Annotated in this window: 23 protein-coding genes; 12 read left to right on the forward strand and 11 right to left on the reverse strand. The window is 71.0% G+C overall.

Annotated elements, in window-relative coordinates; all coding sequences use genetic code 11:
- Positions 1-2: 2 nt before the first annotated feature.
- The 3 genes from H7827_RS06785 to H7827_RS06795 all read right to left on the reverse strand — a co-directional run bounded on the left by H7827_RS06785 (position 3) and on the right by H7827_RS06795 (position 3,146).
- Positions 3-896: an alpha/beta fold hydrolase gene (locus tag H7827_RS06785; RefSeq protein WP_432743417.1), complete on the reverse strand. Its 894-nt coding sequence runs from the start codon at positions 894-896 to the stop codon at positions 3-5.
- 152 nt (positions 897-1,048) lie between these two features.
- Positions 1,049-2,272 (reverse strand): amidohydrolase, encoded by a 1,224-nt coding sequence (locus tag H7827_RS06790; protein WP_432743419.1) that lies wholly within the window; start codon positions 2,270-2,272, stop codon positions 1,049-1,051.
- A 205-nt stretch (positions 2,273-2,477) separates the two neighbouring features.
- Positions 2,478-3,146, reverse strand: coding sequence for an alpha/beta fold hydrolase (locus H7827_RS06795; RefSeq protein ID WP_432743421.1), 669 nt, complete (start codon positions 3,144-3,146; stop codon positions 2,478-2,480).
- 56 nt (positions 3,147-3,202) lie between these two features.
- Here H7827_RS06795 and H7827_RS06800 point away from each other — a divergent pair, with 56 nt between their 5' ends.
- On the forward strand, positions 3,203-3,592 hold the full coding sequence (locus tag H7827_RS06800) for a MerR family transcriptional regulator (protein ID WP_432743423.1): 390 nt from the start codon (positions 3,203-3,205) through the stop codon (positions 3,590-3,592).
- On the opposite strand, the gene H7827_RS06805 is transcribed toward H7827_RS06800, so the two are convergent.
- Genes H7827_RS06805 through H7827_RS06815 form a run of 3 tightly spaced genes read right to left on the reverse strand, consistent with a single transcriptional unit; the run spans position 3,581 to position 4,837 of the window.
- Positions 3,581-3,775 carry a DUF397 domain-containing protein gene (locus H7827_RS06805; RefSeq protein ID WP_432743425.1) on the reverse strand — a complete coding sequence of 65 codons (195 nt, stop codon included), beginning with the start codon at positions 3,773-3,775 and terminating at the stop codon, positions 3,581-3,583. The genes H7827_RS06800 and H7827_RS06805 overlap by 12 nt on opposite strands.
- Complete coding sequence (locus H7827_RS06810; protein ID WP_432743427.1) at positions 3,772-3,975, reverse strand: DUF397 domain-containing protein; 204 nt, start codon at positions 3,973-3,975, stop codon at positions 3,772-3,774. Before H7827_RS06810 ends, H7827_RS06805 begins: the two co-directional genes overlap by 4 nt.
- A 10-nt stretch (positions 3,976-3,985) precedes the next feature.
- The gene (locus H7827_RS06815; protein WP_432743429.1) at positions 3,986-4,837 is read right to left on the reverse strand and encodes a helix-turn-helix domain-containing protein; all 852 of its coding nucleotides are present in this window, start codon (positions 4,835-4,837) and stop codon (positions 3,986-3,988) included.
- 142 nt (positions 4,838-4,979) lie between these two features.
- On the opposite strand from H7827_RS06815, the gene H7827_RS06820 reads away from it, so the two are divergent.
- The 7 genes from H7827_RS06820 to H7827_RS06850 all read left to right on the forward strand — a co-directional run bounded on the left by H7827_RS06820 (position 4,980) and on the right by H7827_RS06850 (position 8,766).
- On the forward strand, positions 4,980-5,324 hold the full coding sequence (locus H7827_RS06820) for a hypothetical protein (RefSeq protein WP_432743431.1): 345 nt from the start codon (positions 4,980-4,982) through the stop codon (positions 5,322-5,324).
- 33 nt (positions 5,325-5,357) lie between these two features.
- Entirely contained in the window at positions 5,358-5,582 is a 225-nt protein-coding gene (locus H7827_RS06825) for a DUF397 domain-containing protein (protein WP_432743433.1), read from the forward strand.
- A 92-nt stretch (positions 5,583-5,674) separates the two neighbouring features.
- Entirely contained in the window at positions 5,675-6,565 is an 891-nt protein-coding gene (locus tag H7827_RS06830) for a JmjC domain-containing protein (protein WP_432743435.1), read from the forward strand.
- Positions 6,566-6,602: 37 nt separating this feature from the next.
- Positions 6,603-7,097 carry a hypothetical protein gene (locus tag H7827_RS06835; protein WP_432743437.1) on the forward strand — a complete coding sequence of 165 codons (495 nt, stop codon included), beginning with the start codon at positions 6,603-6,605 and terminating at the stop codon, positions 7,095-7,097.
- A gap of 86 nt (positions 7,098-7,183) precedes the next feature.
- Positions 7,184-7,411 carry a hypothetical protein gene (locus H7827_RS06840; protein ID WP_432743439.1) on the forward strand — a complete coding sequence of 76 codons (228 nt, stop codon included), beginning with the start codon at positions 7,184-7,186 and terminating at the stop codon, positions 7,409-7,411.
- A complete protein-coding gene (locus tag H7827_RS06845; RefSeq protein ID WP_432743441.1) occupies positions 7,389-7,898 on the forward strand; it encodes a DUF6879 family protein in 510 nt (169 codons plus the stop codon). Before H7827_RS06840 ends, H7827_RS06845 begins: the two co-directional genes overlap by 23 nt.
- Positions 7,899-7,902: 4 nt before the next feature.
- Positions 7,903-8,766: a helix-turn-helix domain-containing protein gene (locus tag H7827_RS06850; protein ID WP_432743443.1), complete on the forward strand. Its 864-nt coding sequence runs from the start codon at positions 7,903-7,905 to the stop codon at positions 8,764-8,766.
- Positions 8,767-8,825: 59 nt separating this feature from the next.
- On the opposite strand, the gene H7827_RS06855 is transcribed toward H7827_RS06850, so the two are convergent.
- Together H7827_RS06855 and H7827_RS06860 are read right to left on the reverse strand one after the other, a co-directional pair.
- Positions 8,826-10,364 (reverse strand): alpha/beta hydrolase, encoded by a 1,539-nt coding sequence (locus H7827_RS06855; RefSeq protein WP_432743445.1) that lies wholly within the window; start codon positions 10,362-10,364, stop codon positions 8,826-8,828.
- A 98-nt stretch (positions 10,365-10,462) separates the two neighbouring features.
- On the reverse strand, positions 10,463-11,488 hold the full coding sequence (locus H7827_RS06860; protein ID WP_030733690.1) for an ATP-dependent 6-phosphofructokinase: 1,026 nt from the start codon (positions 11,486-11,488) through the stop codon (positions 10,463-10,465).
- 221 nt (positions 11,489-11,709) lie between these two features.
- On the opposite strand from H7827_RS06860, the gene pta reads away from it, so the two are divergent.
- From pta to H7827_RS06880, 4 genes are all read left to right on the forward strand, one after another.
- Positions 11,710-13,881: a phosphate acetyltransferase gene (gene pta / locus H7827_RS06865; RefSeq protein WP_432743447.1), complete on the forward strand. Its 2,172-nt coding sequence runs from the start codon at positions 11,710-11,712 to the stop codon at positions 13,879-13,881.
- Positions 13,878-15,086, forward strand: coding sequence for an acetate kinase (locus H7827_RS06870; protein ID WP_432743449.1), 1,209 nt, complete (start codon positions 13,878-13,880; stop codon positions 15,084-15,086). Before pta ends, H7827_RS06870 begins: the two co-directional genes overlap by 4 nt.
- Positions 15,087-15,146: 60 nt before the next feature.
- The gene (gene pyk / locus H7827_RS06875; protein WP_386534532.1) at positions 15,147-16,577 is read left to right on the forward strand and encodes a pyruvate kinase; all 1,431 of its coding nucleotides are present in this window, start codon (positions 15,147-15,149) and stop codon (positions 16,575-16,577) included.
- A 146-nt stretch (positions 16,578-16,723) separates the two neighbouring features.
- Entirely contained in the window at positions 16,724-17,950 is a 1,227-nt protein-coding gene (locus H7827_RS06880; protein WP_432743451.1) for a DUF418 domain-containing protein, read from the forward strand.
- A 75-nt stretch (positions 17,951-18,025) separates the two neighbouring features.
- Here the strand turns inward: H7827_RS06880 and H7827_RS06885 are convergent, their stop codons facing one another.
- The 3 genes from H7827_RS06885 to H7827_RS06895 all read right to left on the reverse strand — a co-directional run bounded on the left by H7827_RS06885 (position 18,026) and on the right by H7827_RS06895 (position 20,861).
- Positions 18,026-19,465, reverse strand: a complete 1,440-nt coding sequence (locus H7827_RS06885) for a hypothetical protein (RefSeq protein ID WP_432743454.1) — start codon at positions 19,463-19,465, stop codon at positions 18,026-18,028.
- Positions 19,455-20,105 (reverse strand): DUF6114 domain-containing protein, encoded by a 651-nt coding sequence (locus H7827_RS06890; protein WP_432743456.1) that lies wholly within the window; start codon positions 20,103-20,105, stop codon positions 19,455-19,457. Before H7827_RS06890 ends, H7827_RS06885 begins: the two co-directional genes overlap by 11 nt.
- A gap of 138 nt (positions 20,106-20,243) precedes the next feature.
- On the reverse strand, positions 20,244-20,861 hold the full coding sequence (locus H7827_RS06895; RefSeq protein ID WP_386534521.1) for a DUF6230 family protein: 618 nt from the start codon (positions 20,859-20,861) through the stop codon (positions 20,244-20,246).
- Between the last annotated feature and the right edge of the window lie 155 nt (positions 20,862-21,016).

The following is a 21,016-nucleotide window of genomic DNA, read 5'->3' on the forward strand; positions in this document are numbered from 1 at the left end:
GGTCACAGGGCCTTGATGATCGCGGCGAGGGTCGCCGGGTGGGCGGTGGGGATGTTGTGGTGCGAGTCGAGTTCGATGAGGGTGCGGTCGGGCCGGGCGGCGGTGAGCGCCACGATCTCCTCTTTGCGGTGGGCGTAGAAGCCACGGGTGGCCAGCACCACGGTGAGCGGGCAGCGCACCCGGTCGTAGACGTCGACGGTGGGGTAGACGGTGTCCGCCGGGTCCGGGGTGTTGAGGGTGACCATCTCCTCGACGGTGGGGCGGCGCAGCCAGCGCGTGCCGTGCGGATCGTCCGGGCTGAACGAGCGGGCCGTCAGCTCCCGTACGAGGCCGGCCCTGGCTCCCGCGTTCAGCCAGTCGGTCGGGGCGTCGCGCACGGCCTGCTCGATGTGGGCGTCGCGCTCGGCCGTACCGGCCCGCCAGCCGTAGTGGAACATGGTGCGCAACTCCTGCTGCGCGGACGGCCGGCGCCAGCCGGCGTGGCGGCGGGCCGCGGTGGGGCGGTCGTCCAGGACCAGGCCGTCCACCGTGCACACGGCGGCCGGCTCGACCAGTCCGGCGGCGGTCACGGCGGTGACGGCGTACCCGCCCAGGGAGTGCCCGACCAGCACGGGGCGGCGCCAGCCCAGCGACGCGACGGCGTCGGCCAGGTCGCGCCAGTACTGGTCGGCGCGGGTGGAGTCGAGGGTGGTGCGGCCGTGCCCGCGCAGATCGACGGCGACCAGCCGGCCGCAGTACGGCAGCAGATGGGCGGCGACATCGGTCCAGGCGGCGGCGTTGTGGCCGCTGCCGTGCACCAGCAGCACCTCGGGGCCCTCCCCGGCCCCGCCGAAGTCGATCCCGGCCAGCGTGTCTTCGCCACCGCCGAGCGGCAGCGCAATCTCCTGTGGCTCCACGGTCACACCCTTCCCCGTCCGCACACCGGTGACAACCGTAATCCTCACCCGGGGTCCGGAGGAACGGGGCGTGGCGCCCGGCGGCGGGCGGTGGCCGGCCCCGTGCGGGCGGGGCCGGCCACCGGCCGACGTCAGGCGTCAGGCGTCAGGCGTCAGGCGGTCGTGGCCTCGCGGTAGTACGGGTCGGCGACGGTACCCGCGCCCCTGGCCTCGTCGTACGTGTAGACCTCGCGGCCCTCGATGAAGACCCGCCGGGCGCGGCTGAGCACATCGAGCGGGTCGCCGTCCCAGATCACCACGTCGCCGTCCAGGCCGGGGGTCAGCGAACCGACCCGGTCGTCCAGACCCAGGATCTCGGCGGGGTGGGTGGTGATGGTGCGCAGCGCGGTCTCGCGCGCCAGGCCCTCCTTGACGCACAGGGTCACCTGGTGCACCAGGAAGTTGATCGGCACCACGGGATGGTCGGTGGTGATGGCGACCTTCACCCCGGCGCGCTCCATGATGCCGGGGCCGGCCAGCGTCCGGTGGCGCAGCTCGACCTTGCTGCGGGTGGTGAACAGCGGCCCGGTGATCACCGGGACGTCGCGGCGGGCGAGTTCATCCGCGATGAGGTGGCCCTCGGTGGCGTGGTTGACCACGACCTTGTACCCGAACTCGTCGGCCAGCCGCAGCGCGGTGGCGATGTCGTCGGCGCGGTGCGCGTGCTGGCACCACGGCAGTTCGCCGTCCAGCACCCGGGCGAGGATCTCCAGCGTGTTGTCGCGCTCGAAGGGGGTGCCCTCGGCCTGCGCGTGCGCCCGCTTGGCGGCGTAGTCCTGCGCCTTGGTGAGCGCGTCCCGGATCACGGCCGCCACGCCCTGCCGGGTGGAGGGCAGTTGCTTCTTCTCGCCGTAGACCCGCTTGGGGTTCTCGCCCAGGGCGCTCTTGACGCTGACCGGCTCGCGGATCAGCATCTCCTCCACCGTGCGGCCCCAGGACTTCACGGCGACGGTCTGACCGCCTATCGGGTTGCCGGAGCCCGGCTTGATGACGGCGCTGGTGACACCGCCCGCGAGGGCGTCGGCGAAGCCGGTGTCCGCCGGGTTGATGGCGTCCAGGGCGCGCATCCGGGCGCCGACGGGGTCGGTCATCTCGTTGGTGTCCTGGCCCGCCCAGCCCTCGGCCTCCTCGTGGACGCCGATGTGGCCGTGCGCCTCGACGAAGCCGGGCAGCACCCAGGAGCCGGCCGCGTCCACCGTGAGGACGCCCTCGGGGACGGTCACCTCGGCGTCGGGGCCCACGGCGGCGATCTTGCCGTCGATGATGAGAACGGTGCCGCCGTCGATGGGCTCGGCGGCGACGGGGACGACGTATCCGGATCTGATCGCGATATCCATGGATCGTGAACCTATCTCATGCCGGACGGGCCGCCGGGTCCACGGAGTGGCAGGTCAGCGCGGTACGGACCGCTGCCCACGGTCAACCTTCCCTGTACGTAAGGGGGTTGGGATCGAGCAGCGCGGCCGGGCGAGGTCCCGCAGCCCGCCGGTCTCCACTCCCGTATCCCGTGTCCCGGACGCCGGAAAGGTGTGGGCCGTGCCGTCATATCCCTTCCTCCCGCGCCGCCAGGAAGGTGAGCACCGGCTTCAGCCAGCCCCCTGGGTCCTCCACCATGGCGACGTGATCGGTGGGCAGCTCCGCGTATGAGGCGCCGGGGATGCCGTCGGCCAGCACGCGGGAGTTGGCGGGGGGCACCAGACTGTCCCGGGTGGTGGCGATGACCAGGGTGGGGACGGTGACCCGGGGCAGGTCGGCGGTGGTGTCCAGGGTAGGGATGAGATCGATGTGCGGGTGCAGCCGGGCGGGTTCGGACGCGCGCCAACCGGGCAGCAGCCCGAGCAGGTGGTCGTCGGCGCGGGCGAGACCGGCGGTCAGCACCAGGGCGGTGACCCGCTCGGGGTGGCGTACGGCGGCGCGTACCGCGACGGCGGTGCCGAGCGAGAAGCCCAGCACGGCGAACCGCTCCACGCCACGGCTCACGGCCGACGTCACGACGGCGTCCGTGAGCGCGTCCAGGTCCAGGGGTGCCGGGGCGGGCGCGGTGGCGCCCGAGCCGGGGTAGTCGGGGGCGACGACGGTGTGGGCGTCGGCCAGCGCCGGCAGTACCGGGGCGAAGTTGTCCGCGATGGAGCCGGTGGCGCCGTGCGCCAGCAGCAGGGCGGGGCCATGGCCGGTGACCGTGGTCGACAGGGCAGGGAAGGAATCACTCATGCCGCTACGTTGACCTGTGACATCAGTGTCAATGTCAAGAAAGGGCCGGACCCGCCATGCTGATCGGGGAACTGTCACGCCGCACGGGGGTGCCCGCCCGGCTGCTGCGCTACTACGAACAGCGCGGGCTGCTCACCTCCCGCAGGGACACCAACAACTACCGGCAGTACGCGGAGGACACCCCGCGTACGGTCGTCCGCATCCGCGAGATGCTGGACGCCGGACTGCCGACGGAGGCCATCCGGGAACTGCTGCCCTGCACGGACGGCGCGGACAGCGGCGCCGACCCGTGCCCCGAGGTGCTGCGCACCCTGGCCCTGGAGCTGGAGCGCCTGGAAACCACCCTGGCCACCCTGCACGACCGCCACACGGCCCTGACCGCGTTCCGTACCGCTTCGCTGGACCGCGCCACGGCGGACGGAGCCGGCCGGACCTCAACCGGTTAGCCGCCCCGGGTCAGCCTTGATCGCCCTCAGCAGCCCACGCAGCGCGGTCGGCCGGACGGTGAGCATCGTGCCGGGGTCGGTACTCTCGCGCAGCCGCAACAGGCCGTCCGTTGCAGCGGCGACGTTGAGGCAATTGGCGCCCTGTGCACTGTAGGACGACTTCTGCCACGCGAAGGCGCTCATCGCCGAGCCCCCCGCAGCGGAAGGCGGTCCTTCTTGATCGCTGTCAGCAACCCATGGAAACGGCCCGACCCGGCGGCAAGTATCTCCTCGGGTTCGGTACTTTCCCGCAACCACAGCAAGCCGCCCGGCGCGGCGGCGATGTTGACGCAGTTGGCCCCTTCCGTGCTGTAGGACGACTTCTGCCACTCGAAGGCGCTCATGGCTTTCCCCTCAGGTTTCCTTGGCGACGCGGCGGATGAAATCCCTGCTCTTCCGCGGCGTGAGCGCACAGCTCTCCATCCGATCAAGGATGGACCGGTAGCGACTCACCTGAGCCGCCGCGTCCAGGAAGGTACATCCGTGGTCCGAATCCAGGATGACCGTATCCAGCTCGGGAACCGGTCCGCTCACATAGCTGATCGGCTGTCCGGAGGCCGGATAGTCGCCCAATCCGAAGGGGACAACAAGAATCTTCACGTTCTCAAGTTCGCTCGCCTCGATGAGGAACCGCAACTGCTCCCGTGTGACGTCAAGGCCACCGAAGCCCATCCTCAGAGCCGCCTCATGGACGATCGCCGTAAACGGCACCTTCGGGGACCGGTGCAGAACCGCCTGACGCTTGACACGAAATGATGCCCGGTGCTCGACCTCGTGGGGAAGCAGCCTTGGCACGCTCTGCGAGAAGGCGCCTCGCGCATGCCCCACGGTCTGGACCAGCCCTGGCATGGTGACGACTACGGCAACACGCATGGCCGTGGCGTGATGTTCCAGCTCCGCCACGTCCACCAGGACGGCGGGCAACAACTCGCGGTACTCCTCCCACCAGCCGTGAGAACGGCCGCCCGTCAATCCGGCCAGCGCCGCGACCAACTCCGGATCGTCGCACGCGTAGATACGCGCCATAGTGCGCACCCGTTCCGCGCTGACCCGGTAACGCCCGCCCTCGATCATGCTGATGCGCGCTTGGGGGACGCCGATCTCAGCGGCGGCAGCGGTGGAGGACAGCCCCGAGCGTTCCCGCAGTTTGCGGAGTTCAGCGCCCAGGCGCTTCTGTCGCAGGGTCGGGGACTGCGCTGCGGCCATCGCTCTCCTCGTTCCGTCCACCGAGACGCTCGCGTGTCACCCACACCAGCGAACTCTTTGACTACCTCTTGCTGAAGGGTAGTTATACCCTCCACAGTGATGAGCAGCTACTTTCCTGCATCTCCCCATCAGGAGGCTCATCGTGACCACCGTATCGCCGCTGGGACCACTCGACTTGCCCCGTCCTGAGTGGTTCGAGCCGTCGCTCAAAGCCCTCGTTCAGGAGTCCGCGCCCAGGGTCTACGCCTTGGTGGAGGAATTCGCCACCGAGTCCGGGGTTCTGAACGCCGAGGTCGCCGCCTGGGGACTGGCGTTCGGCGAGGGGCCGACACGCGTGCTGCGCGAGGGGCACAACGGAGTCACCCTCGCGCGCTCGCCGGAATCGGCCGCGCGACTGTACTCCCTCATGCTGAGCAACCCCGTACGTGTCATCTGGGCGGACGGCGACGCCCGGGTGAATCCGTGCACACCCGCGCAAGTCGATTGAGGCCCGGCTCCGCCCGTCCCTACCGTGCCGGTCATGCCAGAGAATCTGTATGACCAGGTCATCGCCGGCCCGTTCCACGCGCTGTGCGGGGGCGGCGAGGACAGCGACGGAACGATGGAGGACTGCCTCACCCTCGCCGAACTGGCGGGCGGCGGGTACGCGGTCCGCGACACCAAGCTCGGGGACAACAGTCCGGAGCTGCGGTTCACCAAGGCCGAACTGATCGCGGCGGCCCACCGGCTCGCCGCACTCGACTGAACGCCGTCACGGCTGCGGGTGGGGATGCCCCCGCACCAATCGGGGACATCCCCACCCGGAGAGTACCGACCTTCCGAACCCGGAGTTCTCCCATGGCCCTGGCGGCTCTTGTCGACGACGCCGAAAAGTATCTCGGCGCATGGCCCAGCACCCCGCACCTCTGCCACCGCTCCCCCGATGCCTTCCACTCCCTGCTGACCCGGGAGGAGGTGGACGATCTCATCGACCACGACTGTCTCGCGCTGCGGAACGTCGTCCTGCTCAAGGAGAACCGGCCGGTGGAAACACACCGGTACGCGGACGGCGACGCCCCGCGTCGGGGAGCCCTGCGTCGCCACCTGGACGAGGGCGGCACGCTGTCACTGCGGCGGCTGGAACGGCTCAAGCCATCGCTTGCCGTGCTGCACCGGGAGCTGGTGGAAGAGACCGGGTACGCGGTCCACGTCAACGCCTACTGCACCCCTGCGGGGGCGCAGGGGCTGAAGTACCACTACGACCCGTATCTGACCCTGATCGTCCAGCTGTCCGGCAGCAAGGCGTGGCCGATCCACCGTCCGTTCGTGGCCAATCCGGTGCGCGGGCACCTGAGTTTCCACCAGGTGGGGTTCACCGCGCAGCAGCGGCACTACCTGGAACATGCCGCGCCCGAGGAGACGTACACCCTGCGGCCCGGTGATGTGCTGTGGCTGCCCCGGGGCTACGTCCACTCGCCGTACACCGTCGGAGAGGAGCCCTCGCTCCATCTGACCATCGCCTTCAAGGAACGCACCTGGCACTGGGTGGCGGGGCAGCTCACGGAGGCGGTGCTGGAGCGGGCGCTGCACGACCCCGCCATGCGGGGCGCCGTCGCGCCGAGGGAGATCACCACGGACCCGGTCCGGGCGGTGAAGGAGATGCGCGCCTACCTGGTCGGAGCCCTACTGACGCTCGACCAGGACGCCATGGCGGGCCTCATACGCGAGGCGGCGCTGCGTCCCGAGTGATCCCCCACCATGACCAGAAGGCTGAGCGACTACCCCGATGAACCGCGTTGACATCGATTGGTGTTCCGTCCTGCACGGCGAGCCGCCGGCCGACCGGCCGGGCCTGCACTGGCACGGATTCTTCTGGACCGGCAACGGCAACGATCTCTACTCCTACAAACGCCAGCCGGAACGGACCGCCGGAACGCCGGATTTCCCCGCCTCGGCGCTGCCGCCGGAGACCACCGCCCACTATCTGCTCAAGTCGCGGCTTCTCAAGGGCACCTGGACGACGGCCGGGGCGGCGGCCGACTGGATGCGGCAGCAGTGGGACACGCACACCCCCGCCGTCACCCACGAGGACCCGGACAACCGGCGACGGTACAGCGAGATCACCCTCTCCCACGGGGAGGACGACATCTGGCGCTGGTGGCATCCGGCCCCGCCCGGGCCGGGCATGGTGCACGTCGCCGTCGTCTGCTGCCCCCACAAGTCGACGGCGGGCCGGGCCCTCCCGTGTCCGCAGCCGCCGGGCGCCGACTCGAACATGTAGAAGTCCGTGCAAGCCAGTGGCGCGGCACCAATCACTGAATGCAAGATCACCCCTACCGATCGTCACTCGGCGAAAGAGGAGACACCATGACATTGCACAAGTTGGGGAAGGACCCGGAGAGCGAGTTCAACGACTCTCCGACGATCTACCTGGACGACAAGAGCGGAAACTACATTCTCCAGGGCTGGCGGGTCACCGACCCCGAGCGTCTGGCTCAGCTCGACATCCCCAAGCACGAAACGGTCATTGAGTTCCCTCGCCGCATGATGCAGTTCTTCCCGGAGGTGAGCGATGACCACCGAGCCGGACTTTGATGAGCTGCTGAACAACGCCCAGCACACTGCGTATCACCTGGAGATGCGCGACGGGTACATGCTGGACGGCAGTTACGCTGCCTGGAAGGCCAACGGCCAACTGGACCCGCGGAACCAGTGGCCTTGGTGGTACAACCTGGTGTCGTCTGCTGTGTCCCGTGGTGTGGCGGTGCACCGGGCACGCATCATCTCGGAGCCGATCTCCTCCTACATCCGATTCGAGCACGAGGTCACAGGACCGCTCAACGTCAAGGCCGGGGAGAAGGTGCGCTGGCTTCCCCGAAGGCTGGCGACCGACATCGCGCTGCCTGGGAACGACTTCTGGCTGTTCGACAACGCAACACTGCTCATCAACCACTTCGCCGGCAACGGTGACATGACGGGCAAAGAGATCGTCACGGATTCCTCCGTGACCGAACTGTGCGCCTCAGCTTTCGACAAGGTGTGGGAGCGGGCGACGCCGCACGAGGAGTATCAGCCAGACTGACCTGGTGACCTCGCCATCCAACGGCCGGCAGGCCCGCGCGGAACTGGGGAAGCGGTTGCGGGAGATCCGGCAGAACGCCGGGATCACCGCGCGCGAGCTCGCCGCGCGGGCCGGTTGGCATGAGTCCAAGTGCAGTCGCATCGAGAATGGTCGGACCCTGCCCTCCGAAAGCGACCTGCGGATGTGGGCCCGGCAGTGCGGGGCGGCTGAGGAAGCCGCAGATCTGATCGCCACGGCGCGCACCATCGAGGGCGCCTACCTTCAGTGGCCGCGAGTGGAGCGCCGAGGGCTGCGCCGGATGCAAGCCTCGGTCCAACCCTTGTGGGAGCGCACAAGGCATTTCCGTTCCTACTCCTCGTGGCTCATCCCCGGACTGCTCCAGACCCCGAGCTATACCGGGGCCGTGCTGGGTGCCGTCCGCGACCGGAAGGGACTGGCCGACGAGGTGCAGGACGCTGTGCGGCTCCGCATGGCGAGACAGCGCATCCTGCACCTGGCACCACGTCGCTTCGCCTTCGTCATCGAGGAGAGCGTCCTGCGGCACCGGGTCGTTGACCCTCAAGCCATGGCCGAGCAACTCGGGCACCTGATGTGGATCGCGAAGCGGCCCAACCTCAGCCTGGGAGTGATCCCACTCGGCGCGGATCGCAGTGCCGAGTGGCCTGTCGAGAGTTTCTGGTTGTTCGATGACGACCAGGTCAACGTCGAGCTGGTCGCCGCCTATCTCACTGTCACGCAGCCGAACGAGATCAAGGAATATGCCCGTACCTTCGCTGCCCTCGCCGATCTCGCCGTTCACGGGGACGCCGCCCGCCGGCTCATCGAGGAGGCCATCGCGGCGTTGTCAGCGCCTCGTCAGGTGCCCTGACCGGGCGGGCGCCGGCTGGGCCGGGCGGCGTCACCCTCCGGTGACGCCGTCCGGGGCCGTCAGGCCGGGCAGCTCAGGTCGCCCTCCGGCAGGGCGCCGGTGCGCAGGTAGGTGTTGACCAGGTCGTCCACGCAGGCGCTGCCGTACTCCCCGTACACCGCGTGGTGCGCGGCGCCCTCCAGGGTGAGCAGCCGGGAGGCGGGCCACTCCTCGCGCATCTCCACGGTGCCCTCGTAGGGCGTCCGCGGGTCGCCGGTGGCGGCGACCAGCAGGGCGGGGATGTCGTTGTCCAGCACGGTGGGGGCTTCCAGCGGCTCGTCCCAGAACTCGCAGGGGGTGATGTTGTTGGCGAGCGGGCCGGCGAAGGGGTGGACGGCGCGGGCGCGTTCGATGTCCTGCCAGTAGGCGTCGACGCCGCGCGGGGCGGCCACATCGCCGCAGATGATCGCCATCTGCGCGCTGCCGTAGGCGGAGCCGGCGCCGGTGGTGAGGTACGTCAGCTCCTCGGTGAAGTCCGGGTCGGGGGTGACCTGTTCGCCGGCCGCCGCCCGGGCAAGCAGCCCGACGGAGGTGGCCAGCCGGTCCCGCGACGCGTCAACGCCCGAGCCGATGCCGCTGAAGAGCAGCAGCGGCACGGTGTGCGCGTCGACCGTGTGCTCGCCGACCCGCAGCGGTGCCCGTTCGGCCGCCGCCCGTATCGTGTCCACGATGTCCCGTACCTCTTGGCCGGTGGCGCCCAGGCCGTAGCGGTCCTGGCGCTGCGCGGCCCAGTCGGCCCATTCGGCGAGCGCCGCCTCGTTGGCGGCCTCGGTCCCCCGGAGCAGGGTCGGTGTGTAGCGGCCGGGGTGGATGACCCCGTCCAGCACGACCCGGTCGGTGCGGCCGGGGAAGAGCTGGGTGTAGACCTCGCCGAGGTAGCTGCCGTAGGAGTAGCCGAGGTAGGAGATCCGCCGTTCGCCCAGCGCGTGCCGGATCACGTCCATGTCGCGGGCGGTGTTGCGGGTGGTGAGGTACGGAAGTACCTCACCCTCGGTGGCCCGGCAGCGCTCCGCCAGCTCCCACTGGGCGGCGGCGTGCCGCAGATAGCTTCCCCGGTCAGGGCCGGGGCCGAAGATTCCGGAGCCCACCGGCCAGCCGCAGTCCACGGGGGTGCTGCGGCCCACCCCTCGCGGGTCGAAGCCGATGAGGTCGTACCGTCCGGCCAGGTCCTCCCCCAGGGACCCGGCGACCTGCACCGGCATGTCGAGCCCGGTGCCGGCCGGTCCGCCGGGGTTCATCAGCAGGGCGCCGATCCGCTCGCCGGTGCCGGTGGCCGGCAGCCGGGAGATCGCCACCGTGAGGGTGGGCCCGTACGGATCGGAGTGGTCCAGCGGGACGGTCACCTCGGCGCACTGGGCACCGGCTGCGGCGAGAGCCCGGCCGGCCGCGTCGCCGTCGCTCTCGGCGGCGCAGGGCTGCCAGCGCAGGTGTTGGGAGTGGTAGGCGTCCAGGTCCCGCTCCGTGGCCGCTGCCCCGGTGGGCGCGGTGATCAGCACGGCGGCGGCGCAGGCGGCGGCACCGGCGGCCACGGCCCTCTTCCCTCGCGTTGTGGTTCGCATGGCAGGGACGCTAGGCGCGGGCGGCACCCCCGCTGAATGGGGCGGCCCCGCCACCCTGTCGGGGGGTTAACCCCCCGACAGGGCAACCGGGTTGGCGATCAGAAGACGGCTTCGGTCTCGTCCATCCGGAACTGCGGCACCCGCTTGAGGTCGGCGGTCGCGCTGGCGAGGGGCGCCATCACGATCTCGGTGCCGCGCAGCGCCGTCATCTTGCCGAACTCGCCGCTGTGGGCGGCTTCCACGGCGTGCCAGCCGAAGCGGGTGGCCAGCACCCGGTCGTACGCGGTCGGCGTCCCGCCGCGCTGGATGTGGCCGAGGATCACCGGCCGGGCCTCCTTGCCGAGGCGCTGCTCCAGCTCGATGGCGAGCCGGTTGCCGATGCCGGCGAACCGCTCGTGGCCGTACGGGTCGATCTCGCCCTTCTCGTACGGCATGGAGCCCTCGGCCGGGCGGGCGCCCTCGGCGACGCAGATCACGGCGAACTTCTTGCCGCGCGCGAACCGTTCCTCGACCATTTTGCACAGATCATCGACTTGGAAGGGCCGCTCTGGGATACAGATACCGTGTGCTCCACCCGCCATGCCGGACTCCAGGGCGATCCAGCCCGCGTGCCGGCCCATGACCTCGACCACCATCACCCGCTGGTGCGATTCGGCGGTGGTCTTCAGGCGGTCTATGGCCTCGGTGGCGACGCCGACCGCGGTGTCGAAACCGAAGGTGCGGTCGGTGGCGGAGATGTCGTTGTCGATCGTCTTGGGGACGCCGACGACGGGGATGCCGGCCTCGGCCAGCATCCGGGCGGCTGTCAGGGTGCCCTCGCCGCCGATCGGGATGAGCGCGTCCAGGCCGAGCTTGTGGCGGAACGCCTCGGCGTTGTCGCACGCCTCGGCCAGCCGGGCACGCTCCAGACGGCTGGAGCCCAGGATGGTGCCGCCGCGGGCGAGGATCCCGGAGACGGCGTTGATGTCCAGCTCGCGGTAGCGGCCTTCCAGCAGGCCCTTGAAGCCGTCCTCGAAACCGATCACCTGGTCACCGCGGTCGACAACGGCCCGGTGGACGACCGAGCGGATCACGGCGTTGAGGCCAGGGCAGTCACCGCCCGCGGTGAGAACTCCGATACGCATGGGGATGCTCTCCTCTTCGGGGATCGGGAGGGTGGCGCGGGGCCGCTTCGTCGAGGCCGCCCGAATTGTTTCACGCCCACGGGCCCCAGCTCACTCCCCTGCTCACATCGTGAACGGATCGGCCACCGTGACCCACCGCGCGGGTTACTCAGCGTCATAGGTATTGTCAAGACCATAGATATAAACGATTGGGTGACGATGAGATCGGCAGTGATGGCGCCATGACCCGCAGCGTGTACGTGACCGGTATCGGCCGCGGCGACGGCCGGCAGGTGATCGAGCTGGGGGTCATGGAGCTGCTGACCCGCCAGGTGGACCGGGTCGGCGTCTTCCGTCCCCTCGCCCACCCGGGCCCCGATCCCGTCTTCGAACTGCTGCGCGGCCGCTACCGGCTCTCCCAGTCCCGCGAGGACGCCCGCGGCATGGAGTACGCGGAGGCCGCCGCCCTCCAGGCCGAGCAGGGCATGGACGAGCTGGTCACCGCCCTCGTCGAGCGCTATCACAACGTCGCCCGCGACTACGAGGCCGTGCTCGTCCTGGGCACCGACTACGCCGACACCCAGCTGCCCGCCGAGCTGACCCTTAACGCCCGGCTGGCGAACGAGTTCGGCTCCGTCGTCCTGCCCGTGGTGGCCGGCCTGGACCAGAGCGCGGAATCCGTGGTCGCCGAGGTCCGCAACGCGCACCACGCCTTCACCTCCCTGGGCTGCGAGGTGATCGCCACCATCGCCAACCGGGTCCGCGACTCGCACGCCGCGGCCGCCGCCCGCGAGCTGGGCACCCACCTCCCCGAGCCGGTGTACGTCCTGCCCGAGGAGCCGGCGCTCTCCGCGCCCACCGTGACCCAGATCGCCGAGGCGCTGGACGCCGAGGTGCTGCTCGGCGACCGCACCGGTCTCGCCCGTGACGTGCGCGACTTCGTGATCGGCGGCGCGATGCTGCCGACCTTCCTCACCGCGCTGCGCGAGGCCTCCCTCGTCGTCACTCCCGGTGACCGCGCCGACCTGGTGGTGGGCGCCCTGGCCGCGCACTCCGCCGGGGCCCCGCCCATCGCCGGGGTGCTGCTCACCCTCGGCGAACGGCCCGGCGCGGAGACCATGGCGCTGGCCACCCGGCTCGCCCCCGGCACCCCCGTCCTGTCCGTGCCCGGCGGCACCTTCCACACCGCCGCCGCGCTGTCGGGCCTGGAGGGGAAGCTGACCGCCGCGACCCCGCGCAAGGCGGAGATCGCGCTCGGCCTGTTCGAGACGCACGTGGACACCGCGCAGCTCACCGAGCGGCTGTCGGTGGTGCGCAGCGAGCGCGTGACCCCGATGATGTTCGAGCACGAGCTGATCGAGCGCTCCCGGACCGGGCGGCGCCACGTCGTCCTCCCGGAGGGCACCGAGGAGCGGGTGCTGCGCGCCGCCGAGGTGCTGCTGCGCCGCAACGTGTGTGATCTGACGCTGCTGGGCGAGGAGGGCGCGGTCCGCAAGCGGGCGGCCGATCTCGGCATCGATCTGCGGCTGCACGGCGCGGCCGAGCCCGTCGACATCGACCCCGGCGCGACCGCCACCGCCTGCGTGGCCCGGGTGGTGGACCCGCAGACCTCCCCGCTGCGGGAACGTTTCGCCGAGCTGTACGCCAAGCTCCGCGCCCACAAGGGCGTCACCTACGAGCTGGCCTGGGACGTGGTGTGCGACGTGTCCTACTTCGGCACGCTGATGGTCCAGGAGGGTCTGGCCGACGGCATGGTCTCCGGCGCCGTGCACTCGACCGCCGCCACCATCCGCCCCGCCTTCGAGGTGATCAAGACCAAGCCGGACGCGGCGATCGTCTCCTCGGTGTTCTTCATGTGCCTGGCCGACAAGGTGCTGGTGTACGGCGACTGCGCCGTCAACCCGGACCCGAACGCCGAGCAGCTCGCCGACATCGCCATCCAGTCGGCCACCACCGCCGCCCAGTTCGGCGTGGAGCCGCGGATCGCCATGCTGTCCTACTCCACCGGTACCTCCGGGTCCGGCGCGGACGTGGACAAGGTGCGGGCGGCCACCGAGCTGGTGCGCGAGCGACGCCCGGATCTGCTGGTGGAGGGCCCGATCCAGTACGACGCGGCCGTGGAGCCCTCGGTGGCCGCCACCAAGCTGCCGGGCTCGGAGGTCGCCGGCCAGGCCACCGTGCTGGTCTTCCCCGACCTCAACACCGGCAACAACACGTACAAGGCCGTGCAGCGCTCGGCGGGCGCCGTCGCGGTCGGCCCGGTCCTCCAGGGCCTGCGCAAGCCGGTGAACGACCTGTCCCGCGGCGCCCTGGTGCAGGACATCGTCAACACCGTGGCCATCACCGCCATCCAGGCCCAGCGCCAGAACCCGCACCACCCCCAGCAGCGGCACCAGCAGAAAGTGAATTCGTGAGCGAGTACCCCTCCCGCGTCCTCGTGCTGAACTCCGGTTCTTCCTCGGTGAAGTACCAGCTGTTCGACATGACCGATCACTCCCGGCTCGCCGCCGGCCTGGTGGAGCGCATCGGGGAGACGGGCGCCCGGCTGACGCACACCCGGGCCGACGGTGAGCGGCGCGAGGTCACCGACGCCCCGCTCCCCGACCACGCCGCGGCCCTCAAGGCGGCGGCGCGGGAGCTGGCGGCGGACGGCTACGGCCTGGACGACCCCGGGCTGGCCGCCATCGGGCACCGCGTGGTGCACGGCGGGAAGCGCTTCACCGAGCCGACCGTCATCGACGACGCCGTGATCGCCGAGATCGAGCGGCTCGTCCCGGTCGCCCCGCTGCACAACCCGGCCAACCTGACCGGTATCCGCACCGCACTGGAGCTGAACCCGCGGGTGCCGCAGGTGGCGGTGTTCGACACGGCGTTCCACACCACCATGCCGGAGCATGCCGCCCGCTACGCCCTGGACATCGCGACCGCCGACGCGCACCGGGTGCGGCGGTACGGCTTCCACGGCACTTCGCACGCGTACGTCTCACGGCGCACGGCCGAGCTGCTGGGCAAGGACGTGGCGGACGTCAACGTCATCGTGCTGCACCTGGGGAACGGGGCCTCGGCCTCGGCGGTGGCCGGCGGGCGCTGCGTGGACACCTCCATGGGGCTCACCCCGCTGGAGGGTCTGGTGATGGGCACCCGCTCGGGCGACATCGACCCGGCGGTGATCTTCCATCTGTCGCGGGTGGCGGGGATGTCGGTGGACGAGATCGACGACCTGCTGAACAAGCGTTCGGGCCTGGTGGGGCTGTGCGGCGACAACGATCTGCGGGAGATCACCCGCCGGATGGCGGAGGGCGACGACGCGGCCCGGCTGGCGTTCGAGATCTACACCTACCGGCTGAAGAAGTACATCGGCGCGTACTACGCGGTGCTGGGGCGGGTGGACGCCATCGCCTTCACCGCCGGGGTCGGGGAGAACGCGGCGAATGTGCGGGCCGCCGCCGTGGAGGGCCTGGTCGGCTTCGGGGTGGTCGTCGACGAGAAGCTGAACACGACACCTGGCGGCGAGCCGCGGTTCATCTCTCCGCAGTACGCTTCCGTGGCGGTCGCCGTGGTCCCCACGGACGAGGAACTGGAGATCGCGACGCAGGCGTTCGCGCTGGTCAGCCCCTGACTCGACGGGCAGCGGGGCCGCCATTATTCCGGTACGGAACAAAACGATAGGATCGTCGGCATGCGCCGTTCCAAAATCGTCTGCACCCTGGGCCCCGCTGTCGACTCCTATGAGCAGCTCAAGGCGCTCATCGACGCCGGTATGAATGTGGCCCGTTTCAACTTCAGCCACGGGAGCCACCAGGAGCACGAGGAGCGGTACCACCGCGTACGCAAGGCGAGCGAGGACACGGGCGTCGCCGTCGGTGTCCTCGCCGACCTCCAGGGCCCCAAGATCCGCCTGGAGACCTTCGCGGACGGCCCCGTCGAGCTGGAGCGCGGGGACGAGTTCACGATCACCACCGAGGACGTCCCCGGTGACAAGACCATCTGCGGCACCACCTACAAGGGACTGCCCGGGGATGTCGCCAAGGGCGAGACCATCCTCATCAACGACGGCAACGTCTCGCTCCAGGTGCTGGAGGTGGACGGCCCGCGGGTGCGGACCATCGTGATCGAGGGCGGGGTGATCTCCGACCACAAGGGGATCAACCTCCCGGGCATCGCGGTGAACGTCCCTGCGCTGTCCGAGAAGGACATCGAGGACCTGGAGTTCGCGCTGCGGCTCGGCGTCGACATGGTGGCGCTGTCCTTCGTGCGCGACGCCGACGACGTGCGGGATGTCCACGAGGTCATGGACCGGGTGGGCCGCCGGGTTCCGGTCATCGCCAAGGTGGAGAAGCCGCAGGCGGTGGAGAACATGGAGGCGGTCGTCCTCGCCTTCGACGCCGTGATGGTGGCCCGCGGCGACCTCGCCGTGGAGTACCCGCTGGAGAAGGTGCCGCTGGTGCAGAAGCGGCTCATCGAGATGTGCCGCCGCAACGCCAAGCCGGTGATCGTCGCGACCCAGATGATGGAGTCGATGATCACCAACTCGCGGCCGACCCGCGCGGAGGCCTCCGACGTCGCCAACGCGATCCTGGACGGCGCGGACGCGGTGATGCTCTCGGCCGAGTCCTCGGTGGGCCGGTACCCGGTCGAGACCGTCAAGACGATGTCGAAGATCGCGATCGCGGCCGAGGAGCAGCTGCTCGCCCGTGGCCTGCAGCCGCTGGTGCCCGGCAAGAAGCCCCGTACCCAGGGTGGTTCGGTGGCCCGCGCGGCCTGCGAGATGGCGGACTTCCTGGACGGCAAGTCGCTGGTGGCCTTCACCAAGTCCGGCGACACCGCGCGCCGGCTCTCCCGCTACCGGGCGGCGCAGCCGATCCTGGCCTTCACCACCGAGCCCTCGACCCGCAACCAGCTGACGCTGACGTGGGGCGTGGAGACCTATGTGGTGCCGTGGGTGAGCCACACGGACGAGATGGTGGACCTGGTGGACGCGGAGCTGCTGAAGCTGAACCGCTATCACCGCGGCGACACCATGATCATCACCGCTGGTTCTCCTCCCGGGGTGGCCGGCAGCACCAACATGGTGCGGGTGCACCACCTGGGTGGTCAGCAGGGCGTCTGAGTCCGGCTTCCACCGGAGACTTCCCGGCCCCGTGGCGTCGCGCCACGGGGCCGGTTCGCGTTCCGGGGCGGGTGAGGGCTGTGCGGTGGGGGCCGCCGGGCAGCGGAGGGCTTAGCGATCAACCGGTCAGGAAATCTGACCCTACGATGACGACCGCCGTTTCCCCACCGCACGCGAAGACCGCGGATCCGCCCTCCGCCCCCTCCGGTGCCCGCCTCGTCGGGGTGGACCTCGCCCGCGGCCTCGCGGTGTTCGGCATGTACGCCGCCCACGTCGGCCCGGACCCGGCCGACGGCGGGGTGGGCGGCGTCCTCCTGGAGCTCACCCACGGCCGCTCCTCGGCGCTCTTCGCCCTGCTGGCCGGGTTCTCCCTCGTCCTCATCATGGGCCGCACCGCCCCCAGAACCGGCCGGGACGGGCGGCAGGCCGCCGTCCGCGTCCTCGTCCGGGCCGCGCTCCTGCTGGTCGCAGGCACCGCCCTCACCATGACCGGCACCCCGGTGGCGGTCATCCTCGCCTGCTACGGCCTGTACTTCGTCCTGGCGCTGCCGCTGTACCGGCTCGGCGTCCGCGCCCTGGCCGGCATCGCGGCGGCCGGGGCGCTGCTCATGCCGCAGGTGCTCTTCCCGCTCCAGGAATCGGCCCGGGAGAGCGCGTGGGCGGAGCACGTCACCGCGCTCGACCCGCTCGCCGCGATCAGCGGCACCGACGGCCTTCTCGGCCTGCTGGTCACCGGCGTCTATCCGGCGCCGACCTGGCTGCCGTTCGTCGTCGCGGGCATGGCCGTGGCCCGCCTGGACCTCGGCTCCGCGCGGATACGCGGGCGGCTGGCGGCGCTGGGCGCGGGCCTGGCGGTGCTCGGGTACGGCTGCTCCTGGCTCGCGCTGCGCCTGCCCGGTGTCATGGAGCGGCTGATCGAGCACGCCGGGCCCACGGACCGGGACCTCGCCTCCCTGTGGTGGTCGGATGTCGGCGGCTATCCGTCCGGCGGGACCAGCGCCTGGCAGCTGGTGGCCTCGCCGCACAGCGACACCACCTTGTCCGTCATGGGCAACACCGGGGTGGCGCTGCTCGTGCTCGTGCTCGTGCTCGCGCTCTGCCTGTCGCTGACCGGCGGGCGGGCGACGTGGCCGCGCCGGGTGGCCGCGCCGGTGTGCGCCGTGGGCTCGATGTCGCTGACCGCCTATGTGCTGCACAGCGGGGGGATCGGGCTGCTGGGCATCGAGGAACTGCCGGGTTCGCCGCCGGGGGTGCTCGCCGGGTTCGTCGTGCTGATGACGGCCCTGGCGGTGGCGTGGACGCGCTTCTTCCGCCGCGGGCCGCTGGAGCAGCTGCTGCACAGCGCCACCGGAGTGGCCCGCCGGGTGCGCTGAGCCGGGTACACGGCGTGTGCGGTGTGTGCGGCGGTCCGCCGCGTGTCCTGGTGTCCCGGTACGCGGCGGGACCGCTCAGCCGCCGGTCATGTACTGGCGCATGCCGGTCATCGTCAGCGTGCCGCCGAACTGCGCGGCCTGCGTGATGCTGACGCCGGTGAAGTGCGCGTACGGGATGTCGAGCGGCGGCTGGTGCTCCGCGTCGTAGTCCACCGGGATCACCCCGAACAGCAGGCCCTTCAGATGCTCGGTGTACATGGTGACCGTGCCCCCGCGGAAGGTGGAGGTGCTGCCGGGCGCGGTGGCCACGTGGTGCCGCAGCCCGTCCGCACCGTCCACGATCTGGTGCAGATCGCCGATGTCCACCTCGCGGGCGGTGAACTTGAGGGCCTGCTTGACGGAGCCGTTGGCGGTGGTGACATTGACCACGCCGTGGTACTCCAGGCCGCGCAGCGTCAGCGAGCTGGCCTCCAGGTACCAGGGGTTGTCGGCGATGACGACGGGGGTGCGCTCGTCGGTGCCGGGCACCCGCAGCTCCACCGGGCAGGGCAGTCCCGGCTTCTCCTCCTCGGCCGCCGGGTCGTGCACCACCTCGCGCTCGGGCTCGGCGGGGGGCGGCTCCTCCTCGGGGTCCGGCGGCGCGCCGCCCGCGGGCTCCTCGGCCGGCTCCCGCGCCGCGTCGTCCTGCGGGTCCTCCTCCGGCTCGTCCGGCTCGTCCGGCGGCTCCGGGCTCAGCTCCACCGTCCCCGCCTCCTCCTTGGGGTCGCGGGCGCGGTTCTGCGGGCGGTCGCTGTCCTGGGAGGCGTCGGACTCCTCGGTCTCCGGGGGCTCTTGTTCCCCGCCCCCGGGCTCCGGCTCCTCCTCCGGCTCCTGGGGCGGCTGCTTTCCCGCGCCGGGGGTGAAGAAGTCCACGATGTCCCGGCCGAGCTGGTCCAGGGCCGGGCCCAGGCCCAGGGGGTCGAGCGGGTTGTACTCGGGGCGCTGTGGTTCCTGGGGGTCCGGCTCCGGTTCGGGCTCGGGGTCGGGGTCCGGCTCCGGACCGGGATCCGGCTCGGGGTCAGGATCCGCGGCGGACCCGGGGTCGGCGGCGGCTCCCTGATCCGTTCCGGGGTCGGTGACCGCCCCCTGCCGCTCGGCGATCTCCCCGTCCCCGTCCTCCTCCACCGCGTCCGCGTCCTCGTCCGCGTCCCCGTCCTCGTTCTCGTTCTCTCCGGCGGCGGTGGTGTCGGGTGCGGCCGGCGGCTCCTGCGGTTCCGGCGCGGGCGGGTCCTGGACCTCGGTGACCTGCCGCTCGGGAAGTTCCACGCAGGCCGTGCCGGAGAACGGGTTCTCCGGCTGCGGGTCCGCCTTGGCCAGCGAAGAGGTCAGGCCCATGCCCAGCAGGGCGGCGGAGGGCATCGCGGCGAGGGAGATCGGCATGCGGAACCGCTGCCGCAGACGCTTGCGGGGAGCCGCGTGACGCGCGTTGCCCGCGTCGTCCGGCGCGGATATGTCCTCACTGGGCTCACTCGGCACGGCTTTCCCCCTTCTCCGGGTCCGTCCCCCGCTCCGTGGCCCGTCCGGCGAAACCGGCGAGCGCGCTGCCCGTCCCGGGGACCGCCTCCGGCGTGGTCGCCGCGGGTGCGGCCGGCACCGGCGCGGGGTCCGGTGCGGCGTTCCGTGTCCGGGGCGGGACGGTGGCGGCCGGCGGGCCGGCCGGGCGCGTGCCCGGGACAGCGGTGCCCGGGGCGGCCCCGGGTTCGTGCGCCTCCGCCGGTTCTCCCGGCGCCCAGGCGATGCTCATCCCGCCGCCGATCAGCCCCAGCAGATAACCGAGCAGGAAGCCGCCGACGTTGGAGACCACCAGCGAGACCAGCACCAGCATGATGGAGGCCACGCCGGCGAATATCCGGGAGTGCGGCTGGAACCACATGGTCTGGCCCAGCACGATCAGCAGCACCCCGATGACCAGCGAACCGGCCCCGGCCGTGGTGGCCATGCGGATGGTCAGATCCGCGATGGTGACCGTCGCGTACGGGAAGTAGACGATCGGCAGCCCCGCGAGCGTGGTGAACAGCCCGGCCCAGAACGGGCGGCGCCAGCGCCAGTGCCGGAAGGCCACTCTGGCCCTGGCCAGGCGCGACGTCTGAATCTCTCCCTGGGTGGTGGTGCTCATGTGCGCGGTGCTCCCCTGGCGTGACACCGGTCTGCGGCCGTCCGCTGGGCCGGACCCGGTGGGGTTGTCTAGGTGCTTCGGCGGGCCAGCCCGGGGCAGGAGCGGTACGGCCTCCTGCCCCCGGCGGACCTCACACCGTCAGAAGCACTCGGCGTCCTTGCCGCGGTGCAGGCTCAGGCTGAGCCCTGGCAGCTTGAAGGTACCTGCTGAGGTGGCCCACGCCGTCTGCTCGACGTTCGTCAGCACGGCACGGTCGGCCTGCTGCGCGAACGAACCCGGCACGTACGCGTCACCGTCGGCAGGACCGGGGCCCTTGCTGGTGTGGTCGACGCTCACCCCGATGTCGATGTTGGTGAACGTGGCGTTGGCGTCCAGGTTGCTGATGTCGATGAAGAGGTTCTGCGCCTCCACCGGCCTGGAACCGTTGCCCGCCGTGAGTTTCACCGTGATGTTGCCCAAGGGGGTGGGCACCACGACGGATTGGCACAGGCCGGTGATCGTCGCCTTGTCGAACGACGAGACCGCGACCGGGATGCGCTCTCCGTTGTGCTTGACGTCCAGCGCTCCGTACTGCGTGAACCCGGTGCCGTCCAGTACCTCCGTGGTGACCTTGAACTGCTGTCCGGAAACCGCGAATGACGCCGCGAGCGCCCCTTGGGCGAACGCGATGCCTATCGCGGCGGTGGCGGCCACGCTCGGCACCATGACCAGACCGAATCGCTTCCATCTGGTGCCGCCGCGAGGCTGTGACTCCATGAATTTCCTCCTTCTCGGACGAACTGCTCCGGCTCCGGCGCCCGATGGTCCGGGGGTGCCCCCTCTCGGGGAGGACCGCCTGGAGGCCAGGAGGGAGAAGCAATGCCGCCGGACTGCACCCCGGCGACAGCCACTGACCGCCCTTTCACGGTCTC

The organism is Streptomyces sp. JH002 (assembly GCF_050916115.1).
Lineage (GTDB): Bacteria > Actinomycetota > Actinomycetes > Streptomycetales > Streptomycetaceae > Streptomyces > Streptomyces xiamenensis.

Coding starts and splice junctions, on each gene's coding strand:
- H7827_RS06835 (WP_432743437.1), top strand. CDS start 6,603: ATGAACCGCGTTGACATCGATTGGTGTTCCGTCCTGCACGGCGAGCCG.
- H7827_RS06880 (WP_432743451.1), top strand. CDS start 16,724: ATGACGACCGCCGTTTCCCCACCGCACGCGAAGACCGCGGATCCGCCC.
- H7827_RS06815 (WP_432743429.1), bottom strand. CDS start 4,837: ATGGCCGCAGCGCAGTCCCCGACCCTGCGACAGAAGCGCCTGGGCGCT.
- H7827_RS06845 (WP_432743441.1), top strand. CDS start 7,389: ATGACCACCGAGCCGGACTTTGATGAGCTGCTGAACAACGCCCAGCAC.
- H7827_RS06890 (WP_432743456.1), bottom strand. CDS start 20,105: ATGAGCACCACCACCCAGGGAGAGATTCAGACGTCGCGCCTGGCCAGG.
- pyk (WP_386534532.1), top strand. CDS start 15,147: ATGCGCCGTTCCAAAATCGTCTGCACCCTGGGCCCCGCTGTCGACTCC.
- H7827_RS06810 (WP_432743427.1), bottom strand. CDS start 3,975: ATGAGCGCCTTCGAGTGGCAGAAGTCGTCCTACAGCACGGAAGGGGCC.
- H7827_RS06795 (WP_432743421.1), bottom strand. CDS start 3,146: ATGAGTGATTCCTTCCCTGCCCTGTCGACCACGGTCACCGGCCATGGC.
- H7827_RS06825 (WP_432743433.1), top strand. CDS start 5,358: ATGCCAGAGAATCTGTATGACCAGGTCATCGCCGGCCCGTTCCACGCG.
- H7827_RS06860 (WP_030733690.1), bottom strand. CDS start 11,488: ATGCGTATCGGAGTTCTCACCGCGGGCGGTGACTGCCCTGGCCTCAAC.
- H7827_RS06855 (WP_432743445.1), bottom strand. CDS start 10,364: ATGCGAACCACAACGCGAGGGAAGAGGGCCGTGGCCGCCGGTGCCGCC.
- H7827_RS06800 (WP_432743423.1), top strand. CDS start 3,203: ATGCTGATCGGGGAACTGTCACGCCGCACGGGGGTGCCCGCCCGGCTG.
- H7827_RS06790 (WP_432743419.1), bottom strand. CDS start 2,272: ATGGATATCGCGATCAGATCCGGATACGTCGTCCCCGTCGCCGCCGAG.
- H7827_RS06805 (WP_432743425.1), bottom strand. CDS start 3,775: ATGAGCGCCTTCGCGTGGCAGAAGTCGTCCTACAGTGCACAGGGCGCC.
- H7827_RS06840 (WP_432743439.1), top strand. CDS start 7,184: ATGACATTGCACAAGTTGGGGAAGGACCCGGAGAGCGAGTTCAACGAC.
- H7827_RS06895 (WP_386534521.1), bottom strand. CDS start 20,861: ATGGAGTCACAGCCTCGCGGCGGCACCAGATGGAAGCGATTCGGTCTG.
- pta (WP_432743447.1), top strand. CDS start 11,710: ATGACCCGCAGCGTGTACGTGACCGGTATCGGCCGCGGCGACGGCCGG.
- H7827_RS06830 (WP_432743435.1), top strand. CDS start 5,675: ATGGCCCTGGCGGCTCTTGTCGACGACGCCGAAAAGTATCTCGGCGCA.